We start from the raw sequence: 24,518 nt of genomic DNA on the forward strand, positions 1-24,518 counted from the left end.
ATCACCGACCCCGAGTACTCGACCACCGCGTTCCTCAAGGGCCTCAAGCAGGTCGACGGGTGGCAGGACATGCCCCTGACCAAGGCCGCGCAGACCGTGCAGGTGTCGGCCTACCCGGACCACTACGCCCAGTGGGAGCAGCAGGCCGCCGACCTGGTCGCCGAGCACTGGAACAGCTGACACAGAACCACGGACACCGACTTTCCACCACAAGGGGGATCGCTGGCCGGCACCCGAACCCGGGGTGCCGGCCAGCGGCACATCCACCGCCGGGGGAACATCGCGGCCCGCCGGCTGGTTGAATGAGGTGTCGGTGTGTCCAGTGTCCCCGGGCCTCACCTAAATTGCCTTCGCGGAATACCGTCCGGCTGGAGCCGCGTCGCGCCACTCGCCGAGAGGCGACCTGCACACCGATACCAGCGCCGCCCCCGAGCCTCAGGGCCCGGGGGCGGCGTCGTGTCGTCTGGTGTCCGTACCCCTGGCGGGGCCGACCGCCGGTCGCGGACGTGAGCGTCGGGGTGGTGAGCCGGTGCGCGGACGTGGGCGTGGGGGTCGTGATCGGTGGGGACGGGTCGCGGTGCCCGGCGGCCTGGCCTATGTTCATGGTGGCGACGTCGCACGGGCCGGGAGAGGGGGTGTCGCGTGGGCCTGCGGACCTTCATCCAGGGCTGGCCGGTCTACCGGCAACTCACCGGCACCGACCCGCTGGGCCGGGGCGCCGCGGCGCAGTCGGGCCGGTCGGCGGAGCTGACTCCCCGCACCGAAGCCGCCGACAGCGTGGCCCGCTCGGTCTGCCCCTACTGCGCGGTGGGCTGCGGCCAGCGCGTCTTCGTGAAGGACGGCGCGGTCACCCAGATCGAGGGCGACCCGGACAGCCCGATCTCCCGGGGCCGGCTGTGCCCGAAGGGGTCGGCCAGCAAGAGCCTCGTGACCAGTCCGCTGCGGCAGACGAAGGTCCGCTACCGGCGGCCCTACGCCACGGAGTGGGAGGACCTGGAGCTCGACGTCGCGCTCGACATGATCGCCGACCGGATCCTCGCCGCCCGCGCCGAGACCTGGGAGGACGTGGACGCCCAGGGCCGGCCGCTGAACCGTACGCTGGGCATCTCCAGCCTGGGTGGCGCGACGCTGGACAACGAGGAGAACTACCTCATCAAGAAGTTGTTCACGGCGATGGGGGCGCTCCAGATCGAGAACCAGGCGCGCATTTGACACTCCGCCACCGTCCCCGGTCTGGGGGCCAGCTTCGGTCGCGGTGGCGCGACGGACTTCCAGCAGGACGTCGCCAACGCTGACGTCGTCATCATCCAGGGCTCGAACATGGCCGAGGCCCACCCGGTGGGCTTCCAGTGGGTGATGGAGGCCAAGCGGCGTGGCGCCAGGGTGTTCCACGTCGATCCGCGGTTCACCCGCACGAGCGCGCTGGCCGACACGTACCTGCCGATCCGCGCGGGCTCCGACATCGCGCTGCTCGGTGGCGTGGTGCGGCACATCCTGGAGAACGAGCTGGACTTCCGGGAGTACGTGCTGGCGTACACGAACGCCGCGACGATCGTCAGCGAGCGCTTCGTCGACACCGAGGACGGCGACGGCTTCTTCTCCGGCTTCGACCCGGAGACGGGCAGCTACGTCCAGGACTCCTGGCAGTACGCGGGCCACGAGTCGGACTCCGGCAGTGGCCACACCGCCAAGGAGCGCGACACCGCCGCGGGGCTGCGCCACGAGTCGCACGGCGCCCAGGTCGGCGGGCAGACCGAGCGGGACGAGACGTTGCAGCACCCGCGCTGCGTCTACCAGATCCTCAAGCGGCACTTCGCGCGCTACACGCCGGAGATGGTGGAGCGGGTCTGCGGCATTCCGCGGGAGAAGTTCCTGGAGCTGGCCGAGGCGTGGACGGCCAACTCGGGTCGGGAACGCACCGGCGTGCTGATCTACTCGGTGGGGTGGACGCAGCACAGCGTCGGCGTGCAGTACATCCGTACGGGCGCGATCATCCAGCTGCTGCTGGGCAACATGGGCCGCCCCGGCGGGGGCATCCTCGCGCTGCGGGGGCACGCCAGCATCCAGGGCTCCACCGACATCCCGACGCTGTTCAACCTGCTGCCCGGCTACCTGCCGATGCCGCACCACGCCGACCACCCCACCTTCGACGAGTGGGTGGACAGCATCCGCCACCCCGGTCAGAAGGGTTTCTGGGGCAATGCCCGCGCCTACGCGGCGAGCCTGCTGAAGGCGTACTGGGGGGACGCGGCGACGCCGGGGAACGACTTCTGCTACGGGTACCTGCCCCGGATGACGGGTGACCACGGGACGTACCAGCAGGTGCTGAACATGATCGACGGGAAGGTGCGGGGCTACTTCCTGCTCGGCCAGAACCCGGCGGTCGGCTCGGCGCACGGCCGGGCGCAGCGCCTCGGCATGGCCAACCTCGACTGGCTGGTGGTCCGCGACCTGTTCATGATCGAGAGCGCCACGTTCTGGCGCAACAGCCCCGAGGTCGCCACCGGCGAGATCGTGCCGGAGCAGTGCAGGACGGAGGTGTTCTTCCTGCCGGCCGCCTCGCACGTGGAGAAGGAGGGCACCTTCACCCAGACCCAGCGGCTGTTGCAGTGGCGGGAGAAGGCCGTGGACCCGCCGGGCGACGCCCGCTCCGAGCTGTGGTTCTTCTACCACCTCGGGCTGCGGCTGCGGGAGAAGCTGGCCGGCTCCGACCTGCCGCGCGACCGGGCGCTGCTCGACCTGGCCTGGGACTATCCCACGCACGGCCCGCACGCCGAGCCGAGCGCCGAGGCGGTGCTGCGCGAGATCAACGGCTACGAGGTGGCGACGGGTCGCCCGCTGTCCGCGTTCGCCGAGGCCCGCGACGACGGCTCCACCGCCGTGGGCTGCTGGATCTACTCCGGGGTGTACGCCGACGGCGTCAACCAGGCGGCGCGGCGTCGGTCGCGCCACGAGCAGGACTGGGTGGCCGCCGAGTGGGGCTGGGCGTGGCCGGCGAACCGGCGCATCCTCTACAACCGCGCCTCCGCCGACCCGCAGGGCCAGCCGTGGAGCGAACGTAAGCGCTACGTCTGGTGGGACCAGGCGGCCGGGCAGTGGACCGGCTACGACGTGCCGGACTTCGAGCGTACGAAGCCGCCGACGTACCGGCCGCCCGAGGGCGCGTCCGGTCCGGAGGGGATCGCCGGCGACGACCCGTTCGTCATGCAGGGCGACGGCAAGGGCTGGCTGTACGCGCCCAGCGGAGTGCTCGACGGCCCGCTGCCGACGCACTACGAGCCGGCCGAGTCGCCGGTGCGCAACCCGTTCTACCGGCAGCAGGCCAACCCCACCCGCAAGGTGTACGCGCATCCGGTGAACTCGGTGAACCCGAGCCCGCCACAGGAGCACAGTCAGGTGTTCCCGTACGTGTTCACGGTCAGCCGGCTCACCGAGCACCACACGGCGGGCGGGATGAGCCGTACGGTGCGGCCCCTGGCGGAGCTGCAACCGGAGATGTTCGTCGAGGTGTCCCCGGAACTGGCGACGGAGGCGGGCCTGGCGCACCTGGGCTGGGCGCACCTGGTCAGCGGGCGGGCGGTGATCGAGGCGAAGGTGCTCATCACCGACCGGCTCACCCCGCTGCGCGTCGACGGCCGGGTCATCCACCAGGTGTGGCTGCCGTACCACTTCGGGTTCGAGGGCCTGGTGACCGGCGACTCGGCCAACGACCTGTTCGGGATCACCCTGGACCCGAACGTGCTGATCCAGGAGAGCAAGATCGGTACCTGTGACGTGCGGCCGGGGCGGCGGCCCACCGGCCCGGCCCTGCTGGGCCTGGTGGCCGACTACCAGCGGCGGGCGGGCATCGTCCCCGGCCATCCGCCCCCGACGCTCACCCCGGGGGCGCTCCCCCCGCCGGCTCCCGCCTACGGCGCCGGGGAGGGCCGCGATGCTTCCTGACCCGCACAGCCTGTCCGGGCCGCTGGATCCCGCTCCCGAGGCGGGCTGGACCGACGCGCCGCCCCGGATGGGGTTCTTCACCGACACCAGCGTCTGCATCGGCTGCAAGGCGTGCGAGGTGGCCTGCAAGGAGTGGAACGACGTCCCCGGTTCGGGGCTGGACCTGCTGGGCATGTCGTACGACAACACCGGCGCGTTGACCGCGAACTCGTGGCGGCACGTGGCGTTCGTCGAGCAGCCCCGACCGGCCGGGCACCGCAGCCCGCCGTTCGCCGGTACGCCCACGGGCGGGTCGGTCAGCGCCGCGTCGGCGGCCGTCGCCGCCGGCGTCGGCAACGCGACCGGCACCGAGCCGGGGGTGCCGCCGGGCGCGGCGGACGCGGCCGCGCGGATGGCCGCCGGCGTCGACCCGGGGCCGGCGACCGGTGCTGGCGCCGGCACGGGCTCCGCCGGCCGGGGCGGCGGGCCGGAGTTCCTGGGGATGCCGGGGGCGCAGCCGCCGGGGCGGGCCGGGGGCGCGGAGGGACGCACCGACTTCCGCTGGTTGATGATGTCCGACGTCTGCAAGCACTGCACCCACGCGGCCTGCCTCGACGTGTGCCCGACCGGCTCGCTGTTCCGCACCGAGTTCGGCACGGTGGTGGTGCAGGAGGACATCTGCAACGGCTGCGGCTACTGCATCTCCGCTTGCCCGTACGGCGTCATCGACCAGCGTAAGGGCGACGGCCGGGCGTGGAAGTGCACGCTGTGCTACGACCGGATCGGCGCCGGCGGGACCCCCGCCTGCGCGCAGGCGTGCCCGACCGAGTCGATCCAGTACGGGCCCCTCGACGAGTTGCGGGAACGGGCGGCGGCCCGGGTGGCGACGCTGCACGAGCGGGGCGTGCCCGAGGCGCGGCTCTACGGGCACGACCCGGGCGACGGGGTGGGCGGCGACGGCGCGTTCTTCCTGCTGCTCGACGAGCCCGAGGTGTACGGGCTGCCGCCGGACCCGGTGGTCACCACGCGGGACCTGCCGAAGATGTGGAAGCGGGCCGGCCTGGCCGCGCTGGCGATGGCTGCGGCGGCCGTGGCCGCGTTCGTGGGAGGTTCCTCGTGAGTCCGGAGCGTGGTGGGCGCAGGCGGCGCGGCGGCGAGGAGTTGCGCGTCCCGGAGGCCGAGTTCACCTCCTACTACGGCCGCCCGATCCTCAAGGCGCCGGTCTGGAAGTGGGACATCGCCGCGTACCTGTTCACCGGCGGGCTGGCCGCCGGCTCGTCGCTGCTCGCCGCGGGCGGGCAGCTCACCGGCCGTCCCGCGCTTCGCCGCGCCGGCCGGGTCACCTCGCTGGCGGCCGTCACCGCCAGCACCGTCTTCCTGATCAGGGACCTGGGCCGGCCCGCCCGGTTCCACCACATGCTGCGGGTGGCCAAGCCGACCTCGCCCATGTCCGTGGGTACGTGGATCCTCGGCGCGTTCGGCCCGGCGGCCGGCGTCGCGGCGGTCGCCGAGGGCGCGTCGTGGCTGCCCGAGCGGGGGTTGGCCGGCCTCGCCCGCCGGGTGCTGCCGCCCGTGGGGCACGCCGCCGGGCTGGCCGCCGCGGCGACCGCGCCGGCGCTCGCCACGTACACGGGGGTGCTGCTGGCCGACACGGCCGTGCCGTCGTGGCACGAGGCGTACCCGGAACTGCCGGTCATCTTCGCGGGCAGCGCCCTGGCCAGCGGCGCGGGAGTGGGGCTGATCGCCGCGCCGCCCGCGCAGGCCGGGCCCGCCCGGCGGATGGCGGTGGCGGGCGCGGCCCTGGAGCTGTACGGCGCGCACCGCGTGGAGACCCGGCTCGGGCTGCTCAGCGAGCCCTACCGCACCGGGTCCGCCGGTCGCCTGCTGCGCGCCGGACGGGCCCTGACCGCCGTCGGGGTGGCCGGCGCGCTGCTGGGCCGGCGCAGTCGCACGCTCTCCGCACTGTCCGGTGCGGCCCTGCTGGGCGCCTCGGTGGCGACCCGGTTCGGCATCTTCCACGGCGGCGTCGCCTCGGCGAAGGATCCGAAGTACACGGTGGTGCCGCAGCGCGAGCGCCTCCAGCGGCGGCGCGCCGCCGAGGGCTGACGCCGCCCACGGCCGCCCGCCGGGCCTGTGGTTCACTGCTGCGTGGAGGCGTTCAGGCGGCTGGTGCCCCTCCCGGTCTTCAAAACCGGTGTGGTCCGGGATCCGGGCCAGGCGGGTTCGATTCCCGTCCGTCTCCGCCATGCTGCGGAAGAGGGGACCATGGGGGACGTCGCGGCCGATCCGCGCCGGCGGGTGCCGCGCACCGACGCGCTGCTCGCCGACCCCCGGCTGGCCGCCGCGGCGGTCACCGTCGGTCGGGAGCGGGTCAAGGCCGCCGTCCACCGCGCCCAGGAGCGCGCCCGCCGGGGCGAGATCACCCCCGAGGCGGTACGCGACGCCGCGCTGGCCGCCTTGCCCGCGTCGACGCCCCGGGCGGTGCTCAACGCCACCGGGGTGGTGCTGCACACCAATTTGGGCCGCGCCGCGCTGTCGCCCGCCGCCGTCGCGGCGGTCGCCGCGGCCACCGGGCACACGGACGTCGAGCTGGACCTGCGCACCGGGCGGCGGGCCCGGCGCGGACGCGACGCCCTCGACGCCCTCGCGGCGGCGGTACCCGACGCGGGCGCGGTGCACGTGGTCAACAACGGCGCCGCCGCGCTGGTGCTCGCCGCCACCGCCCTGGCCGCCGACGCCGAGATCGTCGTGAGCCGGGGCGAACTGGTGGAGATCGGCGACGGGTTCCGCCTGCCCGACCTGCTGGAGAGCACCGGCGCCCGGCTGCGCGAGGTCGGCACCACCAACCGCAGCACCCTCGACGACTACGCCGCCGCGCTCGGCCCCCGTACCGGCTTCGTGCTCAAGGTGCACCCGTCGAACTTCCAGGTCACCGGCTTCACCTCCGCCGTGCCCGTACGGGCGCTGGCCACCCTCGGCGTCCCCGTGGTCGCCGACATCGGCTCCGGGCTGCTCGCGCCCGATGCGCTGCTGCCCGCCGAGCCGGACGCCGCCTCCACCCTGCGGGCCGGGGCGGCGCTGGTCACCGCCAGCGGCGACAAGCTGCTCGGCGGCCCGCAGGCCGGCCTGCTGCTCGGCGCCGCCGACCTCGTCGAGCGGCTGCGCCGCCACCCCCTGGCCCGGGCGCTGCGAGTGGACAAGCTGACCCTCGCCGCGCTGGCCGCCACCCTCGGCGACCCGGCCACCCCCACCCGGGCCGCGCTGCACGCCGACCCGGGCGCGCTGCGCGAGCGCACCGAGCGGCTGCGTGACGCGCTCGCCGCCGACGGGTGCGAGGCGCAGGTGGTGCCCGCCGGGGCGGTCGTCGGCGGCGGTGGCGCGCCCGGCGTCGAGCTGCCCTCCTGGGCGCTCGCCCTGCCCGAGCACTATGCGGGGCCGCTGCGTCTCGGCGACCCGCCGGTGCTGGGCCGGGTCGTACGGGGGCGGCTGCTGCTGGACCTGCGCTGCGTACCCGTCGACGCCGACGCGGCGCTGCGCGCCGCCGTGCTGCGCGTACCCGGGCGGGGCTGAGCCGTGTTCGTGGTGGCCACCGCCGGGCACGTCGACCACGGCAAGTCGACGCTGGTGCGGGCGCTGACGGGGATGGAACCGGACCGGTGGGCCGAGGAACGCCGCCGGGGCATGACCATCGACCTCGGCTTCGCCTGGAGCACGCTGCCCTCGGGCGCGACGGTCGCGTTCGTCGACGTGCCGGGCCACCAGCGGTTCGTGCCGAACATGCTCGCCGGCGTCGGCCCGGTGCCCGCCGCGCTGATCGTCGTCGCCGCCGACGAGGGCTGGATGCCGCAGTCCGCCGAGCACGTGGCGGCGCTGGACGCGCTCGGGGTGGCGTACGGGCTGCTGGTGGTGACCCGCGCGGACCTGGCGGACCCGGGGCCGGCGACGGCGCAGGCCCGGGCGGAGCTGGCCGCCACCTCCCTCGGCGGCCTCGACGCGGTCGCCGTCAGCGCGGTCACCGGCGCCGGCCTGCCGCAGCTGCGCGCGGCGCTGGACCGGCTCGCCGCCCGGCTGCCCGACGCGCCCACCGACGCCCCGGTGCGGCTGTGGGTGGACCGCGCCTTCACCGTCCGGGGCGCCGGCACCGTGGTGACCGGCACCCTCGGCGCCGGCCGGCTGCGGGTGGGCGACGAGCTGGAGCTGGCCGGCAGCGCGGAGCCGGTGCGGGTACGCGGCCTGCACTCCCTCGGCGTGGCGCGGCCCGAGGTCGCCGCGGTAGCGCGGGTGGCGGTGAACCTGCGCGGCACGCCCCGCGACCGCCTCGGCCGCGGCGACGCGCTGCTCACCCCCGGCCGGTTCCACCGCACGGACCTGCTGGACGTACGGCTGGCCGCCGATGCCGCCGGGGACCTGCCGGCCACCCTGACCCTGTACATCGGCGCGGCGGCCGTGCCGGCCCGGGTCCGGCCCCTCGGCGCCGACACCGCCCGGCTGCGGCTGGCCCGGCCGCTGCCGCTGCTGGTCGGGGACCGCGCGTTGCTGCGTGATCCGGGCCGGCACCACGTCGCGGGCGGGGTGACCGTGCTGGACGTCGCGCCGCCGCCGCTGACCCGCCGGGGCGCGGCGGCCGCCCGCGCGGCCGTACTGGCGACGATGGACGGCCGCCCCGACCTGGCCGGCGAGCTGCGCCGGCGGCGGCTGGCACGGGCCGGCGACCTGGTCCGCACCGGCGTCGAGGTCACCGGCCGGCCGGTCGCCGGCGACTGGTTGGCCGACCCGGCGCACTGGCGGGCCCTCGGCGCCCGGCTGGTCGAGGAGGTAGCCCGGCACGCCCGGGAGCATCCGCTGGAGCCGGGGGCGCCGGTCGAGCTGCTGCGCCAGCGCCTCGAGCTGCCCGAGCGGGCGCTGGTCGAGGCGCTGGTGCGACCGCCGCTGCGGCTGCGCGCCGGTCGGGTCACCGCGTCGGCGGTCGACGCGCTGCCGGAGCCGGTGGCCCGGGCCGTGGCCCGGGTCCGCGCCGAGTACGCCGACCGCCCGTTCCGCGCCCCCGAGGCCGAGCACCTCGCCGACCTGGGGCTGGGTCCCCGGGAGATCGGCGCGGCCGTACGCGCGGGGGCGCTGCTGCGGCTGGCCGAGAACGTGGTGCTGCTGCCCGGCGCGGCCGACGACGCCGTACGGGTGCTGGCCGGGCTGCCCCAGCCGTTCACGCTCAGCGCCGCCCGGCGGGCGCTGGACACCACCCGCCGGGTCGCGGTGCCGCTGCTGGAGCTCCTGGACCGCCGCGGCGTGACCCGGCGGCTGCCCGACGACGCGCGGGTCGTGGTCACGGCCGGGTCCTGAAGCCGCCCCGGCGGGGTGGGCGGTCGCCTAGCGTGACGCCATGGACCCTTCCGCGGTCTGGCGGGACAGGCAGCACAAGTGGCGGATCGAGGCGTACCGGGCGCCGGACCTGCGTTTCGCGATCTTCGCGACCAACGGCACCACCGAGTCCGCGCCGCTGTGGCTGTTCGGGATGTCGGCGCTGGCCCGGTGGCTGATGACGCACAAGATCTCCCTCGACGACCTGGAGGTCGACTGACATGGGGGCGCAGTTCGGCCAGCTCGCGCTGGTGGCGGTGCTGGTGCTGATCAACGCCGCCCTGTCGGGCAGCGAGATGGCGTTGGTGACGCTGCGCGAGGGGCAGGTGCGGCAGTTGGGCCGGCGCAGCCGCTCGGGGGAGCGGCTGGCGCGGCTGGTGCGCGACCCCAACCGGTACCTCGCCACCATCCAGCTCGGGATCACCCTCGCCGGGTTCCTCGCCTCCGCCGCGGCCGCGGTGTCCCTGGCCGAGCCGCTGGTCGGGCCGCTGAGCTTCCTCGGCGGCGCCGCGCGGGGAGTCGCGATCGTCCTGGTCACCGTGCTGCTGACGTTCGTCACGCTGGTCGTGGGCGAGCTGGCCCCCAAGCGGCTGGCGATGCAGCGCGCCGAGCGCTGGGGGCTGCTCAGCGCCGGCCCGCTGGACCTGCTGGCCCGGCTGTCCCGGCCGGCGGTCTGGCTGCTGAGCAGGGCCACCGACGGGGTGGTGCGGCTGGCCGGCGGGGACCCGCGGGCCAGCCGTACGGAGATGACCGAGGACGAGCTGCGGGAGATGCTGGTCAGCCAGCGGGGCCTGTCCCCGCAGCAGCGGGAGATCCTCACCGGCGCGTTCGACATCGCCGGCCGTACGCTGCGGGAGATCCTGGTGCCCCGGCTGGCCGTGACGACGCTGCCCGCCACGCTGTCGGCCGCCGACGGGCTGCGCCGGCTCGCCGCCGCCGGCCGCTCCCGCGCCCCGGTCGTCGGGCCGGGCGGGCTCGACGAGGTGCGCGGCGTGGTGCACATCCGCGAACTCGTCGGAGCGGACGCGGCGACCGTCGCCGACCGGGCCCGCCCGCCGCTGCTGCTGCCGGGCACCCTGCCCGTCTCCGACGCGCTGCGGGAACTGCGGGCGTGCCACCAGCAGCTCGCCCTCGTCGTCGACGAGCACGGCGGCGTCGACGGCATGATCACGATGGAGGACCTGCTGGAGGAGGTCGTCGGGGAGCTGTACGACGAGACCGACCGGGACGTGACCGGGGCGACCCGGGAACCGGACGGCTCGCTGCTGGTGCCCGGCGACTTCCCGCTGCACGACCTGCCCGACGTCGGCGTACGCCTGCACTTCCGACCGTCGCGGGAGTACACGACGGTGGCCGGGTTGGTGCTGGCCGGGCTGGGGCACCTGCCGAGCGGCCCGGGGGAGACCGTGCACCTGCCGGGGCTGACCGTCGAGGTGGTGGAGGTGTCCGACCGGGTGATCCGCCGGGTGCGGCTGCGCGGCTTCGCGGCCGGCGACTGACGGTCCCTGATGGGATGAAAACGGAATGAACCGCCACCTTCGGTGCGGGCCGCGTCGTACCGTGCCGTACGTGAAGGACCGAGGGATGCGGACGTTCGTCACCGTGCTGGCCGGGCTCGCGGTGATCTACTTCGGCACCACCGGCCGCAGCGAGGAGGACGGCCGCGGCGTGTCCGGGGGCCTCGTCGTGCTCGCGCTGCTGGCGGCGCTGCTGGTGTGGCACCTGACGAAGCCGGGCGACAAGACGGTGAAGTAGGCGGTCACCCGGCGGCGGCGCGGGTCACCTCACCGGCGGACTCCTCGCCGAGGGCAACCCGGACCAGTGCCGAGGCGAACCGACCGAAGTCGGCGGGGGCGACCAGCGCCGCCAGCCGCTCCGCCGAGCCGGGCAGGCCGAGGCGTTTCGCGCCGGCCAGGGCCCGCCGGTCGGCGAACGGGCGCAGGTCCGGCCAGACCACCTGCGCCTCGCGCAGGAAGATGTCGGCGCCGGTGGGGCCGATGCCGGGGAACTCGGTCAGCAGCCGGCGCAGTCCGACCGGCTCCCCGCCGGCCTCGCGGTGCAACCGGCGCAGGTCGCCGCGCCAGCGCTCCCGGCACAGTCGCGCGCCGGTGCCGAGCATGGTCGAGGTCCGCTCGTCGTAGCGGCGGTAGTGGCCCCGACCCAGCGCGTCGACCCGGTCCTGCCAGCTCGCCGCCTCCATCGCCTGCGGGGTCCGCAGGCGAGCGGCGAACAGCTCCCGCGCGGCCGCCACGGCCACGCCCGCCCGGATCCGGGTGCTCAGCAGCGTGGCGAGCACCAGCAGCTGGTAGAGCGGGGCGGGCCGGTCGGCGAGCGTGATGCCCGCCTCCTCGGCGTACGTGCGGCCCCGCCGGTCCAGCAGGACCCGCGCCACCTTCCGGTCGTCGCCCATCCCAGGGATGTACCCGCCCTGCGCCCGGCCACCCCTGCGAGCGTCGGTCCCGGCGGGCATGCCGCAGGGGTGGACGGGTAACCGACGCCGGACCCGGTCGAACCCGGAAGGAGAGACCCGTGGTGAATCCGCAGCAGGAGGAGTTCCGCCGCAACAACAAGGGCGCCACCAGCCAGGACAGCAAGGGCCCCAACCCCGCGGGGCACCCGCGCAACCGCGGCTCGTCGCGCGGCGACGAGGGGCGCCCGGTGCCCCGCGGGCAGGTGTCGCCGTACGGGCCGGCCGCCGAGCCGGTCGCGGACGACGAGAGCACCCCGGGCTAGCGGCCCCGGTGCGAGGCGGGCGGTCGCAGCCGGTTCCAGGTGGCTGCGGCCGCCACGCCGTACGCGAGGTGCGGCACGAGGTCGGCCAGCCAGTCGCCGCGTCGCCACGTGCGCGGATCGGTCACGCCGAGCACCGTCATCGACCCGTCGGACATCGTCATGACGCCGCCACCGAGCACCCCGGCGGCCAGCGGCAGCGGCATCCGGCGGCCCCGGGAGAGCAGGGCGTACCCGATTCCCGCCGCGACGCCGATGCCGTAGCCGAGCAGCGGGCCGAGGCCCGAGCGGCGGTTGGCCGCCCGGTCCCGGGGCCCCAGGTCCACGTGCGCCACCTCGGCCAGCCGTCCGGCGCTGCGCTCCGGGGTGCTGCTCGCCGGGCGCGCCCGTACGACCATGTCCAGGTAGCTGACCACGTTCAGGGCGGTGCTGCCGACCGCGCCGGCGATCGCCCCGTCGGCCAGGCCGCCCGCCCTCACTTCGGGTCGCCCGGTTCGCGCTCGCCCTTGGGGCCGTAGACCCGCTCACCGCGCACGACGCCCCGCTGCCCGCGGTCGGACTGCAGGATCCGGTTGGCCACGTCGTTGGCCTTGTCGTCCGGCACCCGTCGTCCCGAATCGTCTATCGCGTTGCGGATGCGTGCCCGCTGCTTGTCGTACGCGTTGCTGCCCGGCCGTGGTCCTGGCATCGCTGCCTCCTCCGGTCGTCGTCGCCGTTGGCGTACCGCGGTCGTCTACCCGCCTGCGCCGCGACCAACCCCACGACCGGTTCGGCGCGGTGGGGTGGGCTCAGCGGGGCGCACGGACCACCGCGACGGGACAGTCGGCGTGGTGCAGCATCGACTGGCTCACCGAGCCCAGCAGCAGCCCGGTCAGCTCGCCGCGGCCCTGCCGGCCGACCACCAGCAGCTGTGCCCCCCGGGACGCCTCGGCCAGCACGGTGGTGGGGCGGCCCCGGGAGGTCTCCCGGCTGACCGGCACGTCCGGCCACCGTTGCGTCAGCCCGGCCAGCGTCTCGGCGACCACCCGCTCCTCCTCGGAACGCAGCTCGGTGTCGTCGTACACCAGGGGCAGCATGTCCCCGGGGCCGGTGGAGGCCGGATGCCGGTAGGCGTGCAACGCGACCAGCGGCGCGCCGCGCACGGACGCCTCCTCGATCGCGAACTCCGCGGCGAGCCGGGCGGTCTCGGAGCCGTCGACCCCCACGACCACGGGCCCGTCGGGGTGGTCGGTGCCCCGGGCGACCATGACCGGGCAGTCGGCGTAGGCGGCGACCTGCACCGCGACCGACCCGACCACCAGGGCGGAGAAGCCGCCGAGCCCCCGGTCGCCCAGCACGATCATCGCGGCGGCCGGGGACTCGCCGAGCAGCACCGCGGCGGCCTCGCCGTCGATGATCTCGCCGGAGATCCGCAACCCGGGCACCGTGGCCTCGGCCTCGTCCGTGGCGGCGGTGACGACCTGTTCCGCCTGCTCCCGCAGCCCGGCGCCGGGCGGTCCGCCGGCGGGGGCGTCGACCGGGACGCGCAGCAGGGGCCAGATGAAGCCGTGCACGATCCGCAGCGGCCGGTGCCGGCGGGCCGCCTCGACGGCGGCCAGCCGTACGGCACGCAGCGCCGATTCCGAGCCGTCCACGCCGACGACCACCGCCGCGCCGTTCGCCGAGTTCACCGCCCACCTCCCGCCGGTTCCCGGCCAGTATCGCGGCCGGCCGCCTGTCGGCGGGCCGATACCGCGCAGGCCGAGTGGTCGGTACGCTGTCCACGCCCACCGGGGAGGGAGCGTCGTCGATGGTTGAGCCCGACCAGCCGAGCACCGCGCGCATGATCGACTTCTGGCTCGGCGGGGAGCACCACTTCCCGGTCGACGTGGCGTCCGCGCGTGCCTTCGAGCACGCGTACGGGCCGTGCGCGCCGGTCTTCCGCGAGCTGCGCGCCTTCCTCGGCCGGGCGGTACGGGCGATGGCCGCGCGGGGGGTGGACGGCTTCCTCGTCTTCGGCGCCGGGGTGCCCAGCATGGGCAACGTGCACGAGGTCGCCCCGGAGGCCACCGTGCTCTACACCGACGTCGACCCGGTGACCATCCGCCTCGGTCAGCGCCTGCTGGCCGGCAGCGACCGGGCCGGCTACGGCTACGGCGACGCCACCGACATCGGCACTGTCGACCGCGCCCAGTTGCACCGGTTCGTGCCGGGGTGGGGGAGGAGGCCGGTCGGGGTGGTCTTCCTCGGCCTGGCCGCGTTCCTGGACGACGAGACGCTGGCGCGCACCCTCGACGAGCTCTACCAGGCCACCGCGCCCGGCAGCGTGCTCGCCGTCGACTTCGACACCGAGGAACTGGCCGGTCACCCGGAGGCCCTGGCGATGATGGGTCCGACGTTCCGGATGCGCGCGCCGGCCGCGTTCGCGCGGCTGCTGGGCCGCTGGACGCCCACCGACGACGGCATCGTGCCGATCACCCGGTGGCGCCCGGACGGCCCGCGGGCGCAGGTGCCGGACGCCTTCCACGGCGGGCTCGCCGTCCGTTCGCCGGACTGACCGCCTCGCCTGGCGGGTCGGGTTCCACGACGCTCGCCGGGCTGACCGCCTCGCCTGGCGGGTCGGTTTCCAGGACGGCGGAGGCGGTGCCGGCCGCCCGCCGCAGCACGTACGCGCCGGCGCTGCCTGGGGTGGTGCCGGCGCCCCCGTGTCGTGGCCGTCGACGCGCTCCCGGCGGGCCCGCCCGCCGGGAGGCCGGGGCGCGGGCCTCCGTATGATGCTTGCCCTACGGCAAGCTTTTCGGAGGATGATCATGTTGGAGGCACCGGGCCAGGTCTCGCGTGCGCTTCGCGCGGCCCCGCCCGACCAGGTGGTGGAGGCGGCGGACCGGGCCATCCGGTCAGCCCTGGGCGCCTCGCGAACGGACGTGTTCATCGCCGACTACCGGATCACCGGGCTCTGGCCGGTGCTGGACACCGACCTCGCCGACGGCGGGGAGTTCCTCGCCTGCCACACCATGGCACAGCGCTGCTTCAGCAGCCAGCAGCCGGTGACCGACGCCACGGACGAGGGCCGGTGGCGGCTCTACCTGCCGCTGTCGGTGTGGGGGGAGCGGCTCGGGGTGCTCCTGGTCGAGCTGCCCGACCCGCCCGGCCCGGACGTCGTCGAGCGGGCCGCGGACGTCGCCGGTGAGCTGGCCGTCGTGCTGCGCGCCGCGGACCGGGAGACCGACCGGTACCGCCGGGTCCGCCGGCGGGAGCGGCTCAGCATGGCCGCGGAGATGCAGTGGGAGCTGCTGCCGGGGCGCGGCGTGAGTCACGCGGCGTTCGATCTCGCCGGCCAGCTGGAGCCTGCGTACACCGTCGGCGGGGACCACTTCGACTGGTCCGTGGACGACGACCGGCTCACCGTGACGGTGCTCAACGGCGCCGGCATCGGGCTGGCGGCGGCGCTGCTGACCGCCGTCACCGTGAACGCGCTGCGCAACGCGCGGCGTTCCGGGGGGAGTCTCGCCGAGCAGGCCGAGCTGGCCTCCGACACGGTCTTCTACCAGCATCGTGGTCGCCGCTACGTGGCCACGCTCCTGCTCGAACTGGACACCGCCACCGGGCGGGTGCGGGCGGTGGACGCCGGCTCCCCGCACCTGTTGCGCCTGCGCGGCGGGACGGTGACGCCCATCCACCTGGAACAGCAGCTGCCGTTGGGCATGTTCGCCGAGGCCCGCTACGACGTCCAGGAGTTCGATCTGGAGCCGGGGGACCGGCTCTTCGTGGTCAGCGACGGCGTGTGGGCCGCCGACCCCGGTGACCGCGGGGCGTACGGCGAGCGGGCGATGGCGCGGGCGATGCGTTCCACGCGGCTGCAACCTCCGGCGGAGGCGGTTGGTACGGTGATGCGCGAACTGCACGCCTGGCACGCGGATGTCGATTTGCGCGACGATGCTGTCGTCGTCTGCCTGGACTGGCGTGGCTCCGCCGGGCGGGGCGACGGGTGAGAGCCGTCGTCGCGACGGCAGCACACGAGCGGGACGATCGCAGGGGACACCTGGTGGAACGACCTCTGAATCTCGCCGCGGCGATCGACGCCGCCGCGGAGGCGCTCGTCGGTGTGCTCGACTCGGCGGTGTCCCGGCACCAGATGGCCGTCTCCCCGACGCAGTTGCGCGTGCTGTCGCTGATCACCGGCCGACCGGAGACCAACGTCAACGGCCTGGCCGAGCTGCTGGACGTCGTACCCTCCTCGGCGAGCCGGCTCTGCGACCGGCTGGAGGCGACGGGCCTGCTGCGCCGGGTCCCCGACCCCCGCGACCGGCGGGAGGTGCGGCTGGTCCCCACCGCCGACGCCGAGCGGCTGTTGCGCGAGCTCCAGGAGCGCCGCCACCGGGCCGTGCAGGCCGTGCTGGACCGGATGCCGGGTCGGGCGCAGCACGAGCTGCTGCTGGCGCTGGTGGCCTTCGAGCGCGCGGCCTCCGCCGTGACGGCGGAGGTGCCGGCCGACTCCTCCGCCCGTACCGCCTGACCCCGGCCCGACGCCGACGGCCCGTGGGTTCCATCGCTCCACTAGTGTCCTAGGATGCCTTACGGGTGGTGACCCACCGCACGAAAGACAACCAGACACCGACCAGCGAGTGGCCTGAGCCGGGGGGCAGCGGCGACGGCCCGATATAGTGGCAGCGCAATCAGCCGGCCCGTGATCATGACGATCGCGGGCCGAGTCAGGTGAAGGTCCCGTCGGGGGCCGCAGGGGACGCCGGCGCGAGCCGGCCCGACAGCGCCCACGTTCTCCGCGCTCGGCCGGGCGGCGGAGCGTGTCGCGGAGGAGGTCCGGTGTCGCGTCCGCCGGCTCGGGAAGATCACCCGGAGGCCACCGCCGCCACGAGCGGGTCGGCCGTCGGCGACCGGGTCCTCACGCTGCCGAACGTCATCAGCTTCGTCCGCCTGCTCGGCGTGCCGCTCTTCCTCTACCTGCTGCTCGTGGCGCGTGCCGACGTGGCGGCGGTCGTGGTGCTGGCCATCGGTGGCACCACCGACTGGGTGGACGGCTGGGTCGCGCGCCGGATGCGTCAGGTCAGTCGGTTGGGGGAGCTGCTCGACCCGCTGGCCGACCGGCTCTACATCCTCGCCACGCTGCTCGCGTTCACCGCCCGCGACGTGGTGCCCTGGCAGTTCACGGCGGCGTTGCTGGCCCGGGAGCTGCTCCTGCTGGGTTCGCTGGCGGTGCTGCGCCGCCACGGCTACGGTCCGCCCCCGGTGCACTACGTGGGCAAGACCGCGACGTTCCTGCTGCTGGCCGCCTTCCCGGTCCTGCTGCTCGCGGCGGCGGTGCCGGGTGCGGCGACCGCTGCGGGGGCGATCGGTTGGGGCCTGGCCTGGTGGGGCCTGGTGCTCTACTGGGTGGCCGGCGCGCTCTACGTGGTGCAGGCTGCCCGGCTGGTCCGGTCGGTGCGGGCCGGGGGAGTGACGGCATGACGGGTACGCCGGGCGACGGTCGGGGACGTCCCGACCGGGTGTACGCCCCCGACTTCCTCACGGAGTTGTTCCGTAACCCGTTGGATCCCGGGTACGCCGACGCGGCGGCCCGGCGTCGGGAGCGGCAGACGCCGCCGGCGCAGTGGCGGCGCTGGTCGGCGCGCTCCGTGACCCTGGTGGTGGCGCTGCTGCTGGGTTTCCTGTTCGCGGTGGCGTACCGGCAGACGCTGGAGGCCGAGCCGGGGCGCAGCCAGGCTCGGTCCGGCCTGGTCGAGCAGATCAAGCAGCGGGAGACCGAGACGGACCGGTTGTCGGTGCGGGCCGACGAGCTGCGGGCGGAGGTGGCGCGGCAGCGGGCGGCGGCGCTGGGCGGTTCGGAGGCGGCGCGGTTGCACAACCTGGAGGCCGGTACCGGCCTGGGGCGGGTGCGCGGTGACGGCGTGGTGGTGCGCCTGGCGGACGCCCCGCAGAACCAGGACGCGGTGACCGGCGCGGACGTGGGGCCGTCCCGGGTGATCTACAGCGATCTTCAGGGTGTGGCCAACGACCTGTGGGCGGCGGGGGCGGAGGCGATCGCGATCAACGGTCAGCGGTTGACGGCGATGTCGACGATCCGTTCGGCGGGGCAGGCGATCCTGGTGGACTTCCGGCCGGTGACGGGCCCGTACGAGGTGTCGGCGATCGGTCCGGGGTCGATGCGGGACCGCTACGAGGACAGCCGTAGCGCGTTGACGATGCGCAAGGTGGCTGAGGACACGGGGTTGTCGTTCGGTGTGCGGGAGGCCGAGGACCTCACCCTGCCGGCGGCTCCGGACCCGCGGCTACGCTACGCGCAGCCCTCGGTGAGTCCGACGCCGTCGCCGTCGGGGGTCGACGGTTCCGTCAGTCCTGGGCCGACCGGTTCGAGGACGTCTCCCAGCCCCTCCGGAGGTGGTCGATGATCGCGGTGCTGGCCTTGCTGGCCGGTGTGGTGCTGGGGGTGTGGCTCGACCCCACGGTTCCCACGGCGTTGCAGCCGTACCTGCCGATCGCGGTGGTGGCCGCGCTGGACGCGGTGTTCGGCGGGGTGCGGGCGAAGCTCGACCGGATCTTCGACGACAAGCAGTTCGTGGTGTCGTTCATCTCGAACGTGCTGGTGGCGGGTTTGATCGTGTACCTGGGTGACCAGTTGGGGGTGGGCGGTCAGCTCTCCACCGGCGTGGTGGTGGTGCTCGGGGTGCGGATCTTCGGGAACGTGGCGGCGATCCGTCGGCACCTGTTCCGGGCGTAGGTTGGTGGCGATGAGCAGCGACGAGCACACGGAGACGGGCACGGGCTGGCCGCAGCCGGCGGGTCCGGGGCGGCCGGGGGGTCCGGCGGGGGAGCCCGATCCGCGGCCCGAGGCGCCGGATCCGGACGAGTTGAGCCCGTTGGCGCCGGAGCGGTCGGCGCCGCCGGTGGAGCCTTCCGTGCGGGAGCCCGATGACGGGGCGACGGTGGATCTGAGCCGGGCGGCCGGTGCGGGTGACGTCGAGCAGCCGGCGGCTGCCGGGCCGGCGCCGCGGCGGCGGGTGAGTTCGGCCGGGGTGATGATCGCGGCGCTGTTGGCGTTGCTGGGGTTCACGTTGGTGGTGCAGTTCAAGACGACGTCGACGGATCCGACGGTGGCGGCGACGCGGCAGGAGGATCTGGTGCGGATCCTGTACGACCTGAATTCGCGGGAGGTCCGGCTGCGGCAGGACATCGCGACGTTGGAGGAGAGCCAGCGGCAGTTGCGGTCGGGTCAGCAGGGTCGGCAGGCGGCGTTGGAGGAGGCGACGCGGCGGGCCGACGAGTTGGGCATCCTGGCGGGGACGTTGCCGGCGACGGGACCGGGGTTGTCGGTGCGGTTCGAGGCGGGTGAGAAGTCGATCTCGGCGTCGCGGGTGCTGGACGCGGTGCAGGAGTTGCGGGGCGCGGGCGCGGAGGCGATGCAGATCTCCGGTGGTGACCGGGCGACGGTGCGGATCATCGCCTCGACGTTCTTCCTGGACGGGGAGGGCGGGGCGTTGGTGGTGGACGGGCGTCGGTTGACGGGTCCGTTCACGATCACGGTGATCGGTGATCCGGCGACGATGCGTACGGCCTTGAACATTCCTGGCGGGGTGGTGGCGTCGGTGACGGGTGACGGCGGTAAGTTGATCGTTGAGGATCGTGAGGTTGCCGAGGTTTCGGCGCTGCACGCGCCGATCAAGCTGGAACACGCCCGTCCGGTCTCCTGACCGGCGCGGCTCGCACCGGGTTTCCGGTGCGCCGATGGATGAAGGACGCGTCTGGTGATTCCTGAGGATCTGCGGTATACCGCCGAGCACGAGTGGGTGGCGGGTGACGGCGGTGGCACTGTCCGGGTCGGCATCACGCACTTCGCGCAGGACGCCCTGGGTGACATCGTGTACGTCCAGCTGCCCGAGGCGGGCGCGGTGGTGGCGGCCGGTGAGTCGTTGGGTGAGATCGAGTCGACCAAGAGCGTGTCGGAGATCTACGCCCCGCTCAGCGGTACGGTGTCGGCGCGCAACGAGGCGCTCGGCGACACCCCTGAGGTGATCAACACGGATCCGTACGGTGCGGGTTGGTTGGTGGAGATCGCCTTGGACGATCCGGCGGCGGTCGACGGCCTGCTGTCCGCGGACGCGTATCGTGAGCTCACCGAGAGCTGAGTGCGTCCCTTCCGGGCGTGGTGGGTGTTCCGCGCGTCCGGTTGCCCTGCATTTCGGCGCTGGCTAGGCTCGCCCAGTCGACCGAGAATCCAATAGTTCAGCGTTGCGGAATTGCCTTTCCGGGCACGGGGAGCCAGCCGCCGGGTGTGGTAGTGCCCGGCGGCCAGACCCGCCATTACCCGACGCCGACCGAACAGATCCGTGAGGTGGTCCCATGACGCGCCCAGACGACGAGTTCCCCCCACTCGACGTCACTTCGACGCTCAATCTCGGTTCGCTCGACGAAGTGCTGGAGGGGCCGGACACCGATGTGGTGCCGAGCCGGATGTCCGGTTCGTTGCCGCCGGGTATGGCGCTGCTGGTGGTTCGCCGGGGTCCGAACGCGGGTGCCCGGTTCCTGTTGGATCACGATGTGACGACCAGCGGTCGTCACCCGGACAGTGACATCTTCTTGGACGACGTGACGGTGTCGCGGCGGCATGCGGAGTTCCACCGTGACGGTGGGACGTTCACGGTGCGGGACGTGGGAAGTCTGAACGGCACGTACGTGAACCGGGAGCGGGTCGAGGCGGCCACGTTGAGCAATGGTGACGAGGTGCAGATCGGCAAGTTCCGGGTGGTGTTCATCGCCGGTCCGCGTCCCGAGGAGGGGGCCGGCCGGGGGTGAACGAGCCTGCGGCCTCCACGCCGCCCGAGGCGGCCCGCGCCCGTCCGCTGATGAGCATCGGCGAGGTGCTGGGTCAGTTGCGGGTCGATTTCCCGGACGTGACCATTTCGAAGTTGCGGTTCCTCGAGGCCGAGGGTCTGGTGGAGCCGCAGCGGACGGCTGCGGGTTACCGGAAGTACAGCTGGGACGATGTGGCGCGGTTGCGGTTCGTGTTGACCGCGCAGCGGGACCAGTATCTGCCCTTGCGGGTGATCCGTGATCAGTTGGCGCAGTGGGACGCGTCCGGGGAGTCGCCGGGTCGGCAGCGGCCGACGTTGGTGGCGGTGGGTCCGGACGGTGAGGTTCCGGGGCGGGTGTCGGAGGAGCCGGCCGGGTCGTCGCAGGTGCGGCTCGGCCGGTTGGATCTGGTGGCGCGCAGTGGGATCGACGAGTCGACGCTGGGCGAGTTGGAGCGCCTCGGTGTGGTGGTGTCGGATCCGCCAGGTTGGTACGACGACGATGCGTTGATCATCGCGCGTGCGGTGGCGGGTCTGGCGGCGTACGGGTTGGAGCCGCGGCATCTGCGGGCGTTCCGGACGGCGGCGGATCGGGAGGTCGGTCTGTTCGCGCAGTTGGTGGCGCCGTTGGCGCGGCAGAGTGATCCGGCGGCGCGCGCGCGGGCTGCGGAGACGGCGCGGGAGTTGGTGGCGTTGTCGCAGCAGTTGCATGCGGCGTTGGTGCGGGTGGGGTTGCGCTCGACGTTGGGTCGGTGATCCGGTGGGGCGTGCGGAAAGATCTTCCCCGGGAAGCGTGTCGTAGGCTTGCCGGGGTAACCCCTTTCTGGCGCGGGCGTGGTGCAGGTAGCGCATGGGACGGCCGTGTCGCGGTCCGTGTACCGTGCAGGGAAGGGCGCGGTGCGGCGTAGGTGACAACGACACGGAGGCGGCGGTGCGCGAGCTGAGCGTGGTCGGAGTTCGGGTGGAGCTGCCCAGCAACCAGCCGATCGTCCTGCTCAGGGAGGTCGAGGGGGACCGCTATCTGCCGATCTGGATCGGTGCGGTCGAGGCGACGGCGATCGCCTATGAGCAGCAGGGGGTCAAGCCGGCCCGGCCGCTGACCCATGATCTTCTGCGGGACGTGTTGGCGGCGTTGAAGGCGCCGTTGAAGGCGGTGGAGATCACCGAGTTGAAGGAGAACGTCTTCTACGCGGATCTGTTGCTCGGTGACGGGGTGCGGGTGTCGGCCCGGCCGAGTGATTCCATCGCGTTGGCGTTGCGGGTCGGTGCGCCGATTCGTTGTGCCGAGGAGGTCCTCAGCGAGGCGGGGATCGTGATCCCGGACGAGCAGGAGGACGAGGTGGAGAAGTTCCGCGAGTTCCTGGACCAGGTGCGTCCGGAGGATTTCGCCGGCTGACTCCGGTCTCCTGCGGGGGGCGTCACTTTCGGTGACGGTCCGGTGCTGTGGGTGATCGTCGTTGTCGTGTGTCGCGGCGTGTCGCGACGGTTCCTGCGGGGCAATTTCTCAAGGCGGCTATAGGGTTGCCGTGTCGAGGGGTGCACGTCCCGGAAGCGACGTGTCACCGCACTGGCGGGGAGGTTGTCCGGATGCACGAGCCGCGAGATCCCGATCCGGGTACGGAGCTGGACGAGCCGGGTGTGGCGCCGCCGGGTTGGGCGACCGAGGGTGACGGTGCCGTGGGGTACCGGGGTGTGACGGCCTGCCACGCGGTGGGGATCAGCTACCGCCAGTTGGACTACTGGGCCCGTACGGGGTTGGTGGTGCCGAGTGTGCGCGACGCTTCGGGTTCGGGCACGCAGCGGTTGTATTCGTTCCGGGACCTGGTGGTCCTGAAGGTGGTGAAGCGGCTGCTGGACGCCGGGGTGTCGTTGCAGAACATCCGTAAGGCGATCGAGGCGCTGCGCTCCCGTGGGGTGGAGGATCTCGCGGGCATCACGTTGATCTCCGATGGCACGACCGTGTACGAGTGCCGGTCGCCGGAGGAGGTGGTCGATCTGTTGCAGGGTGGCCAGGGCGTGTTCGGCATCGCGATCGGTGGGGCGTTCAAGGAGATCCAGGGGTCCTTGTCGCACCTGCCGTCGGAGCCGGCGACGTCGGTGGAGGCGCCGGTGGCGGCTGATCCGGTGGGTGACGAGTTGGCGGCGCGTCGGGCGCGTCGTCGGGCGGGTTGATCTCCGGCGGCTGGCCGGGGGTGCCCTTCGTGGGTGGCCTGGGGAATCAGGAGCCGCTGCGGTGATGTCCAATCTGGCCTGCTCGGAGGCAAATGCCGACAGTGGACGCCTTGGGCACGAGTCGCCTTGTTGACAGTCATTGCGTCACCGTGAATCCTGTGTGCGGCGTTCACGATCTTCTGCGTGCATATCACCCACGGTGATATGACGTGGCGGTTCGGCGAACCTGTACGGACGACGCAGAAGGCGATGGCGACGCCTGCCCGACGATCGGATTTGAACGAGAGTGCAGACTGACTATCACGTCGACGCAATGGTCTTGGATGCCGGTGAGAGTGCCGCAGACGGCAACGCGTCGGGCTGTCCGGTGGCTCATGCCTCCCGGTCGCAAGATTCCCTGGTGGAGGACGTCACGGCGGAGGCCGTCGAGTTCTTGCAGCTCTACCACGCGGAGCGACGGCTGCCGGGCCTGATCGGGCGGATCGCGGAGGTCCGGGAGGAGATCGCGCTGACCGGCACGTACCGGCACACCACGGAGGAGTTGGCGTACGGGGCGAAGGTCGCCTGGCGGCAGTCGGTGCGGTGCGTGGGACGGGTGCGGTGGGCAGGGCTGAAGGTCCGGGACCGGCGCGAGGTGACGACGGTGGCGGGCATCTCGCAGGAGTTGGCGCAGCACCTGGCGGTGGCGGACAACGGTGGGCGGATCCAGTCGGTCATGACGGTGTTCGCGCCCGACCGGCCGGGGGTGGGGCCGCGGGCGCGGATCTGGAACGACCAGTTGATCCGGTACTGCGGGCATCGGACGGACGACGGGTCGGTGCGGGGTGATCCGGCGCAGGTGGCGATGACCGATGCGGCGCGGCGTCTGGGGTGGCGTCCGCCCGCGGTACCGGGTCGGTTCGACCTGTTGCCATGGGTCATCGAGACGGCGTATGAGGATCCGACGGTGGTGGAGGTGTCCCGGGACCTCGTTCGGGAGGTCGCCCTGGTGCATCCGGAGTACCCGTGGTTCGAGGATCTACGGCTGCGCTGGCATGCCCTGCCGGTGATCAGCAACATGCGGTTGCGGATCGGTGGGGTGGACTACAGCTGTGCTCCCTTCAACGGTCACTATCTGAGCGACGAGATCGGTACCCGCAACATGGGGGACCGGGGCCGCTACGACCAGTTGCTGCCGGTGGCCCGGGGGCTGGGGTTGGACACCTCCCGGGAGGACAATCTGTGGCGCGAGCACGCCGTGTTGGTGATCAACCAGGCGGTGCTGCACTCGTTCCGGCTGGCCGGTGTGCGGGTGTCCGATCCGCACACCGAGTCGGAGCAGTTCATGAGGTTCTGCGAGTTCGAGGAGCGGGCGGGTCGGCCGGTGCATGGTGACTGGTCGTGGCTCAACGGCAGTGTGGGGTGGGCCGCGTTGCATGCCGTGCACCACCGCTACTACGACGAGAGGATCCCGAACCCGAACCTGTGGCAGGCGGACCGTGCGTACGGGCCGTCGGGCGTGTTGCAGTCGACCCTGCGGCAGCGTCATGACGTCGCTCGCCGGCAGGAGGGCTGAGG

Annotated in this window: 26 protein-coding genes, 1 tRNA gene and 1 pseudogene; 24 read left to right on the forward strand and 4 right to left on the reverse strand. The window is 73.6% G+C overall.

Going from position 1 to position 24,518, the window contains the following annotated elements; translation table 11 throughout:
* The 10 genes and pseudogenes from ACTMS2_RS27115 to ACTMS2_RS27160 form a co-directional block, all read left to right on the forward strand.
* Nucleotides 1-180, forward strand: a pseudogene (locus ACTMS2_RS27115) (hypothetical protein); the annotation flags it as partial.
* Between the two features lie 462 nt (nucleotides 181-642).
* On the forward strand, nucleotides 643-3,942 hold the full coding sequence (gene fdh / locus ACTMS2_RS27120) for a formate dehydrogenase (protein WP_441177932.1): 3,300 nt from the start codon (nucleotides 643-645) through the stop codon (nucleotides 3,940-3,942).
* Nucleotides 3,932-5,041 carry a 4Fe-4S dicluster domain-containing protein gene (locus tag ACTMS2_RS27125; protein WP_441177933.1) on the forward strand — a complete coding sequence of 370 codons (1,110 nt, stop codon included), beginning with the start codon at nucleotides 3,932-3,934 and terminating at the stop codon, nucleotides 5,039-5,041. Before fdh ends, ACTMS2_RS27125 begins: the two co-directional genes overlap by 11 nt.
* Nucleotides 5,038-6,027: an NrfD/PsrC family molybdoenzyme membrane anchor subunit gene (gene nrfD, locus ACTMS2_RS27130; RefSeq protein WP_441177934.1), complete on the forward strand. Its 990-nt coding sequence runs from the start codon at nucleotides 5,038-5,040 to the stop codon at nucleotides 6,025-6,027. The genes ACTMS2_RS27125 and nrfD overlap by 4 nt, the downstream gene beginning before the upstream one ends.
* Before the next feature lie 44 nt (nucleotides 6,028-6,071).
* Nucleotides 6,072-6,167, forward strand: a tRNA-Sec gene (locus tag ACTMS2_RS27135).
* A 19-nt stretch (nucleotides 6,168-6,186) separates the two neighbouring features.
* Nucleotides 6,187-7,491, forward strand: coding sequence for an L-seryl-tRNA(Sec) selenium transferase (gene selA, locus ACTMS2_RS27140; protein WP_199184496.1), 1,305 nt, complete (start codon nucleotides 6,187-6,189; stop codon nucleotides 7,489-7,491).
* Nucleotides 7,492-7,494: 3 nt separating this feature from the next.
* The gene (selB, locus tag ACTMS2_RS27145; protein ID WP_441177935.1) at nucleotides 7,495-9,258 is read left to right on the forward strand and encodes a selenocysteine-specific translation elongation factor; all 1,764 of its coding nucleotides are present in this window, start codon (nucleotides 7,495-7,497) and stop codon (nucleotides 9,256-9,258) included.
* 40 nt (nucleotides 9,259-9,298) lie between these two features.
* Nucleotides 9,299-9,496, forward strand: coding sequence for a hypothetical protein (locus ACTMS2_RS27150; protein ID WP_089000292.1), 198 nt, complete (start codon nucleotides 9,299-9,301; stop codon nucleotides 9,494-9,496).
* Nucleotide 9,497: 1 nt separating this feature from the next.
* Nucleotides 9,498-10,775 (forward strand): hemolysin family protein, encoded by a 1,278-nt coding sequence (locus tag ACTMS2_RS27155; RefSeq protein WP_441177936.1) that lies wholly within the window; start codon nucleotides 9,498-9,500, stop codon nucleotides 10,773-10,775.
* A gap of 70 nt (nucleotides 10,776-10,845) precedes the next feature.
* Nucleotides 10,846-11,031 carry a hypothetical protein gene (locus tag ACTMS2_RS27160; protein WP_210838630.1) on the forward strand — a complete coding sequence of 62 codons (186 nt, stop codon included), beginning with the start codon at nucleotides 10,846-10,848 and terminating at the stop codon, nucleotides 11,029-11,031.
* Between the two features lie 4 nt (nucleotides 11,032-11,035).
* Here the strand turns inward: ACTMS2_RS27160 and ACTMS2_RS27165 are convergent, their stop codons facing one another.
* Entirely contained in the window at nucleotides 11,036-11,686 is a 651-nt protein-coding gene (locus ACTMS2_RS27165; RefSeq protein WP_441177937.1) for a hypothetical protein, read from the reverse strand.
* 119 nt (nucleotides 11,687-11,805) lie between these two features.
* On the opposite strand from ACTMS2_RS27165, the gene ACTMS2_RS27170 reads away from it, so the two are divergent.
* Nucleotides 11,806-12,009 carry a hypothetical protein gene (locus tag ACTMS2_RS27170; protein ID WP_363900006.1) on the forward strand — a complete coding sequence of 68 codons (204 nt, stop codon included), beginning with the start codon at nucleotides 11,806-11,808 and terminating at the stop codon, nucleotides 12,007-12,009.
* Here the strand turns inward: ACTMS2_RS27170 and ACTMS2_RS27175 are convergent.
* The 3 genes from ACTMS2_RS27175 to ACTMS2_RS27185 all read right to left on the reverse strand — a co-directional run bounded on the left by ACTMS2_RS27175 (nucleotide 12,006) and on the right by ACTMS2_RS27185 (nucleotide 13,676).
* On the reverse strand, nucleotides 12,006-12,485 hold the full coding sequence (locus tag ACTMS2_RS27175) for a hypothetical protein (protein WP_441177938.1): 480 nt from the start codon (nucleotides 12,483-12,485) through the stop codon (nucleotides 12,006-12,008). The genes ACTMS2_RS27170 and ACTMS2_RS27175 overlap by 4 nt on opposite strands.
* A complete protein-coding gene (locus tag ACTMS2_RS27180; protein ID WP_101409922.1) occupies nucleotides 12,482-12,694 on the reverse strand; it encodes a phosphatidylethanolamine-binding protein in 213 nt (70 codons plus the stop codon). The genes ACTMS2_RS27175 and ACTMS2_RS27180 overlap by 4 nt, the downstream gene beginning before the upstream one ends.
* Before the next feature lie 100 nt (nucleotides 12,695-12,794).
* The gene (locus ACTMS2_RS27185; protein WP_441177939.1) at nucleotides 12,795-13,676 is read right to left on the reverse strand and encodes a universal stress protein; all 882 of its coding nucleotides are present in this window, start codon (nucleotides 13,674-13,676) and stop codon (nucleotides 12,795-12,797) included.
* Between the two features lie 119 nt (nucleotides 13,677-13,795).
* On the opposite strand from ACTMS2_RS27185, the gene ACTMS2_RS27190 reads away from it, so the two are divergent.
* From ACTMS2_RS27190 to ACTMS2_RS27250, 13 genes are all read left to right on the forward strand, one after another.
* The gene (locus ACTMS2_RS27190; RefSeq protein ID WP_441177940.1) at nucleotides 13,796-14,542 is read left to right on the forward strand and encodes an SAM-dependent methyltransferase; all 747 of its coding nucleotides are present in this window, start codon (nucleotides 13,796-13,798) and stop codon (nucleotides 14,540-14,542) included.
* Nucleotides 14,543-14,795: 253 nt separating this feature from the next.
* Nucleotides 14,796-15,977, forward strand: coding sequence for a PP2C family protein-serine/threonine phosphatase (locus ACTMS2_RS27195; RefSeq protein WP_441177941.1), 1,182 nt, complete (start codon nucleotides 14,796-14,798; stop codon nucleotides 15,975-15,977).
* Between the two features lie 53 nt (nucleotides 15,978-16,030).
* Nucleotides 16,031-16,501 carry a MarR family transcriptional regulator gene (locus tag ACTMS2_RS27200; RefSeq protein WP_441177942.1) on the forward strand — a complete coding sequence of 157 codons (471 nt, stop codon included), beginning with the start codon at nucleotides 16,031-16,033 and terminating at the stop codon, nucleotides 16,499-16,501.
* A 308-nt stretch (nucleotides 16,502-16,809) separates the two neighbouring features.
* Nucleotides 16,810-17,451 (forward strand): CDP-alcohol phosphatidyltransferase family protein, encoded by a 642-nt coding sequence (locus ACTMS2_RS27205; RefSeq protein ID WP_441177943.1) that lies wholly within the window; start codon nucleotides 16,810-16,812, stop codon nucleotides 17,449-17,451.
* On the forward strand, nucleotides 17,448-18,392 hold the full coding sequence (locus ACTMS2_RS27210; RefSeq protein WP_089000301.1) for a DUF881 domain-containing protein: 945 nt from the start codon (nucleotides 17,448-17,450) through the stop codon (nucleotides 18,390-18,392). The genes ACTMS2_RS27205 and ACTMS2_RS27210 overlap by 4 nt, the downstream gene beginning before the upstream one ends.
* The gene (locus ACTMS2_RS27215) at nucleotides 18,389-18,721 is read left to right on the forward strand and encodes a small basic family protein (protein ID WP_089000302.1); all 333 of its coding nucleotides are present in this window, start codon (nucleotides 18,389-18,391) and stop codon (nucleotides 18,719-18,721) included. Before ACTMS2_RS27210 ends, ACTMS2_RS27215 begins: the two co-directional genes overlap by 4 nt.
* Nucleotides 18,722-18,731: 10 nt before the next feature.
* A complete protein-coding gene (locus ACTMS2_RS27220) occupies nucleotides 18,732-19,691 on the forward strand; it encodes a DUF881 domain-containing protein (RefSeq protein ID WP_441177944.1) in 960 nt (319 codons plus the stop codon).
* A 54-nt stretch (nucleotides 19,692-19,745) separates the two neighbouring features.
* Nucleotides 19,746-20,126, forward strand: a complete 381-nt coding sequence (gcvH, locus tag ACTMS2_RS27225; RefSeq protein ID WP_089000304.1) for a glycine cleavage system protein GcvH — start codon at nucleotides 19,746-19,748, stop codon at nucleotides 20,124-20,126.
* 214 nt (nucleotides 20,127-20,340) lie between these two features.
* Nucleotides 20,341-20,793, forward strand: a complete 453-nt coding sequence (odhI, locus tag ACTMS2_RS27230; RefSeq protein ID WP_089000305.1) for an oxoglutarate dehydrogenase inhibitor Odhl — start codon at nucleotides 20,341-20,343, stop codon at nucleotides 20,791-20,793.
* A gap of 50 nt (nucleotides 20,794-20,843) precedes the next feature.
* The gene (gene ftsR / locus ACTMS2_RS27235) at nucleotides 20,844-21,545 is read left to right on the forward strand and encodes a transcriptional regulator FtsR (RefSeq protein WP_172896671.1); all 702 of its coding nucleotides are present in this window, start codon (nucleotides 20,844-20,846) and stop codon (nucleotides 21,543-21,545) included.
* 175 nt (nucleotides 21,546-21,720) lie between these two features.
* The gene (locus tag ACTMS2_RS27240; RefSeq protein ID WP_441177945.1) at nucleotides 21,721-22,185 is read left to right on the forward strand and encodes a bifunctional nuclease family protein; all 465 of its coding nucleotides are present in this window, start codon (nucleotides 21,721-21,723) and stop codon (nucleotides 22,183-22,185) included.
* 191 nt (nucleotides 22,186-22,376) lie between these two features.
* Entirely contained in the window at nucleotides 22,377-22,961 is a 585-nt protein-coding gene (locus ACTMS2_RS27245) for a MerR family transcriptional regulator (protein WP_101409914.1), read from the forward strand.
* A gap of 313 nt (nucleotides 22,962-23,274) precedes the next feature.
* Nucleotides 23,275-24,516 (forward strand): nitric oxide synthase oxygenase, encoded by a 1,242-nt coding sequence (locus tag ACTMS2_RS27250; protein WP_441177946.1) that lies wholly within the window; start codon nucleotides 23,275-23,277, stop codon nucleotides 24,514-24,516.
* The last annotated feature ends 2 nt before the right edge of the window (nucleotides 24,517-24,518 follow it).

The organism is Micromonospora sp. SD12, assembly GCF_052068495.1.
Classification (GTDB): Bacteria; Actinomycetota; Actinomycetes; order Mycobacteriales; family Micromonosporaceae; genus Micromonospora; species Micromonospora echinofusca.

What these genes read in the sequence shown, in the direction of transcription:
- ACTMS2_RS27125 (WP_441177933.1), top strand. Translation starts at nt 3,932, where the DNA reads ATGCTTCCTGACCCGCACAGCCTGTCCGGGCCGCTGGATCCCGCTCCC.
- selA (WP_199184496.1), top strand. Translation starts at nt 6,187, where the DNA reads ATGGGGGACGTCGCGGCCGATCCGCGCCGGCGGGTGCCGCGCACCGAC.
- ACTMS2_RS27150 (WP_089000292.1), top strand. Translation starts at nt 9,299, where the DNA reads ATGGACCCTTCCGCGGTCTGGCGGGACAGGCAGCACAAGTGGCGGATC.
- ACTMS2_RS27155 (WP_441177936.1), top strand. Translation starts at nt 9,498, where the DNA reads ATGGGGGCGCAGTTCGGCCAGCTCGCGCTGGTGGCGGTGCTGGTGCTG.
- ACTMS2_RS27165 (WP_441177937.1), bottom strand. Translation starts at nt 11,686, where the DNA reads ATGGGCGACGACCGGAAGGTGGCGCGGGTCCTGCTGGACCGGCGGGGC.
- ACTMS2_RS27180 (WP_101409922.1), bottom strand. Translation starts at nt 12,694, where the DNA reads ATGCCAGGACCACGGCCGGGCAGCAACGCGTACGACAAGCAGCGGGCA.
- ACTMS2_RS27190 (WP_441177940.1), top strand. Translation starts at nt 13,796, where the DNA reads ATGGTTGAGCCCGACCAGCCGAGCACCGCGCGCATGATCGACTTCTGG.
- ACTMS2_RS27195 (WP_441177941.1), top strand. Translation starts at nt 14,796, where the DNA reads ATGTTGGAGGCACCGGGCCAGGTCTCGCGTGCGCTTCGCGCGGCCCCG.
- ACTMS2_RS27210 (WP_089000301.1), top strand. Translation starts at nt 17,448, where the DNA reads ATGACGGGTACGCCGGGCGACGGTCGGGGACGTCCCGACCGGGTGTAC.
- ACTMS2_RS27215 (WP_089000302.1), top strand. Translation starts at nt 18,389, where the DNA reads ATGATCGCGGTGCTGGCCTTGCTGGCCGGTGTGGTGCTGGGGGTGTGG.
- ACTMS2_RS27220 (WP_441177944.1), top strand. Translation starts at nt 18,732, where the DNA reads ATGAGCAGCGACGAGCACACGGAGACGGGCACGGGCTGGCCGCAGCCG.
- odhI (WP_089000305.1), top strand. Translation starts at nt 20,341, where the DNA reads ATGACGCGCCCAGACGACGAGTTCCCCCCACTCGACGTCACTTCGACG.
- ftsR (WP_172896671.1), top strand. Translation starts at nt 20,844, where the DNA reads ATGAGCATCGGCGAGGTGCTGGGTCAGTTGCGGGTCGATTTCCCGGAC.
- ACTMS2_RS27245 (WP_101409914.1), top strand. Translation starts at nt 22,377, where the DNA reads ATGCACGAGCCGCGAGATCCCGATCCGGGTACGGAGCTGGACGAGCCG.
- ACTMS2_RS27250 (WP_441177946.1), top strand. Translation starts at nt 23,275, where the DNA reads ATGGTCTTGGATGCCGGTGAGAGTGCCGCAGACGGCAACGCGTCGGGC.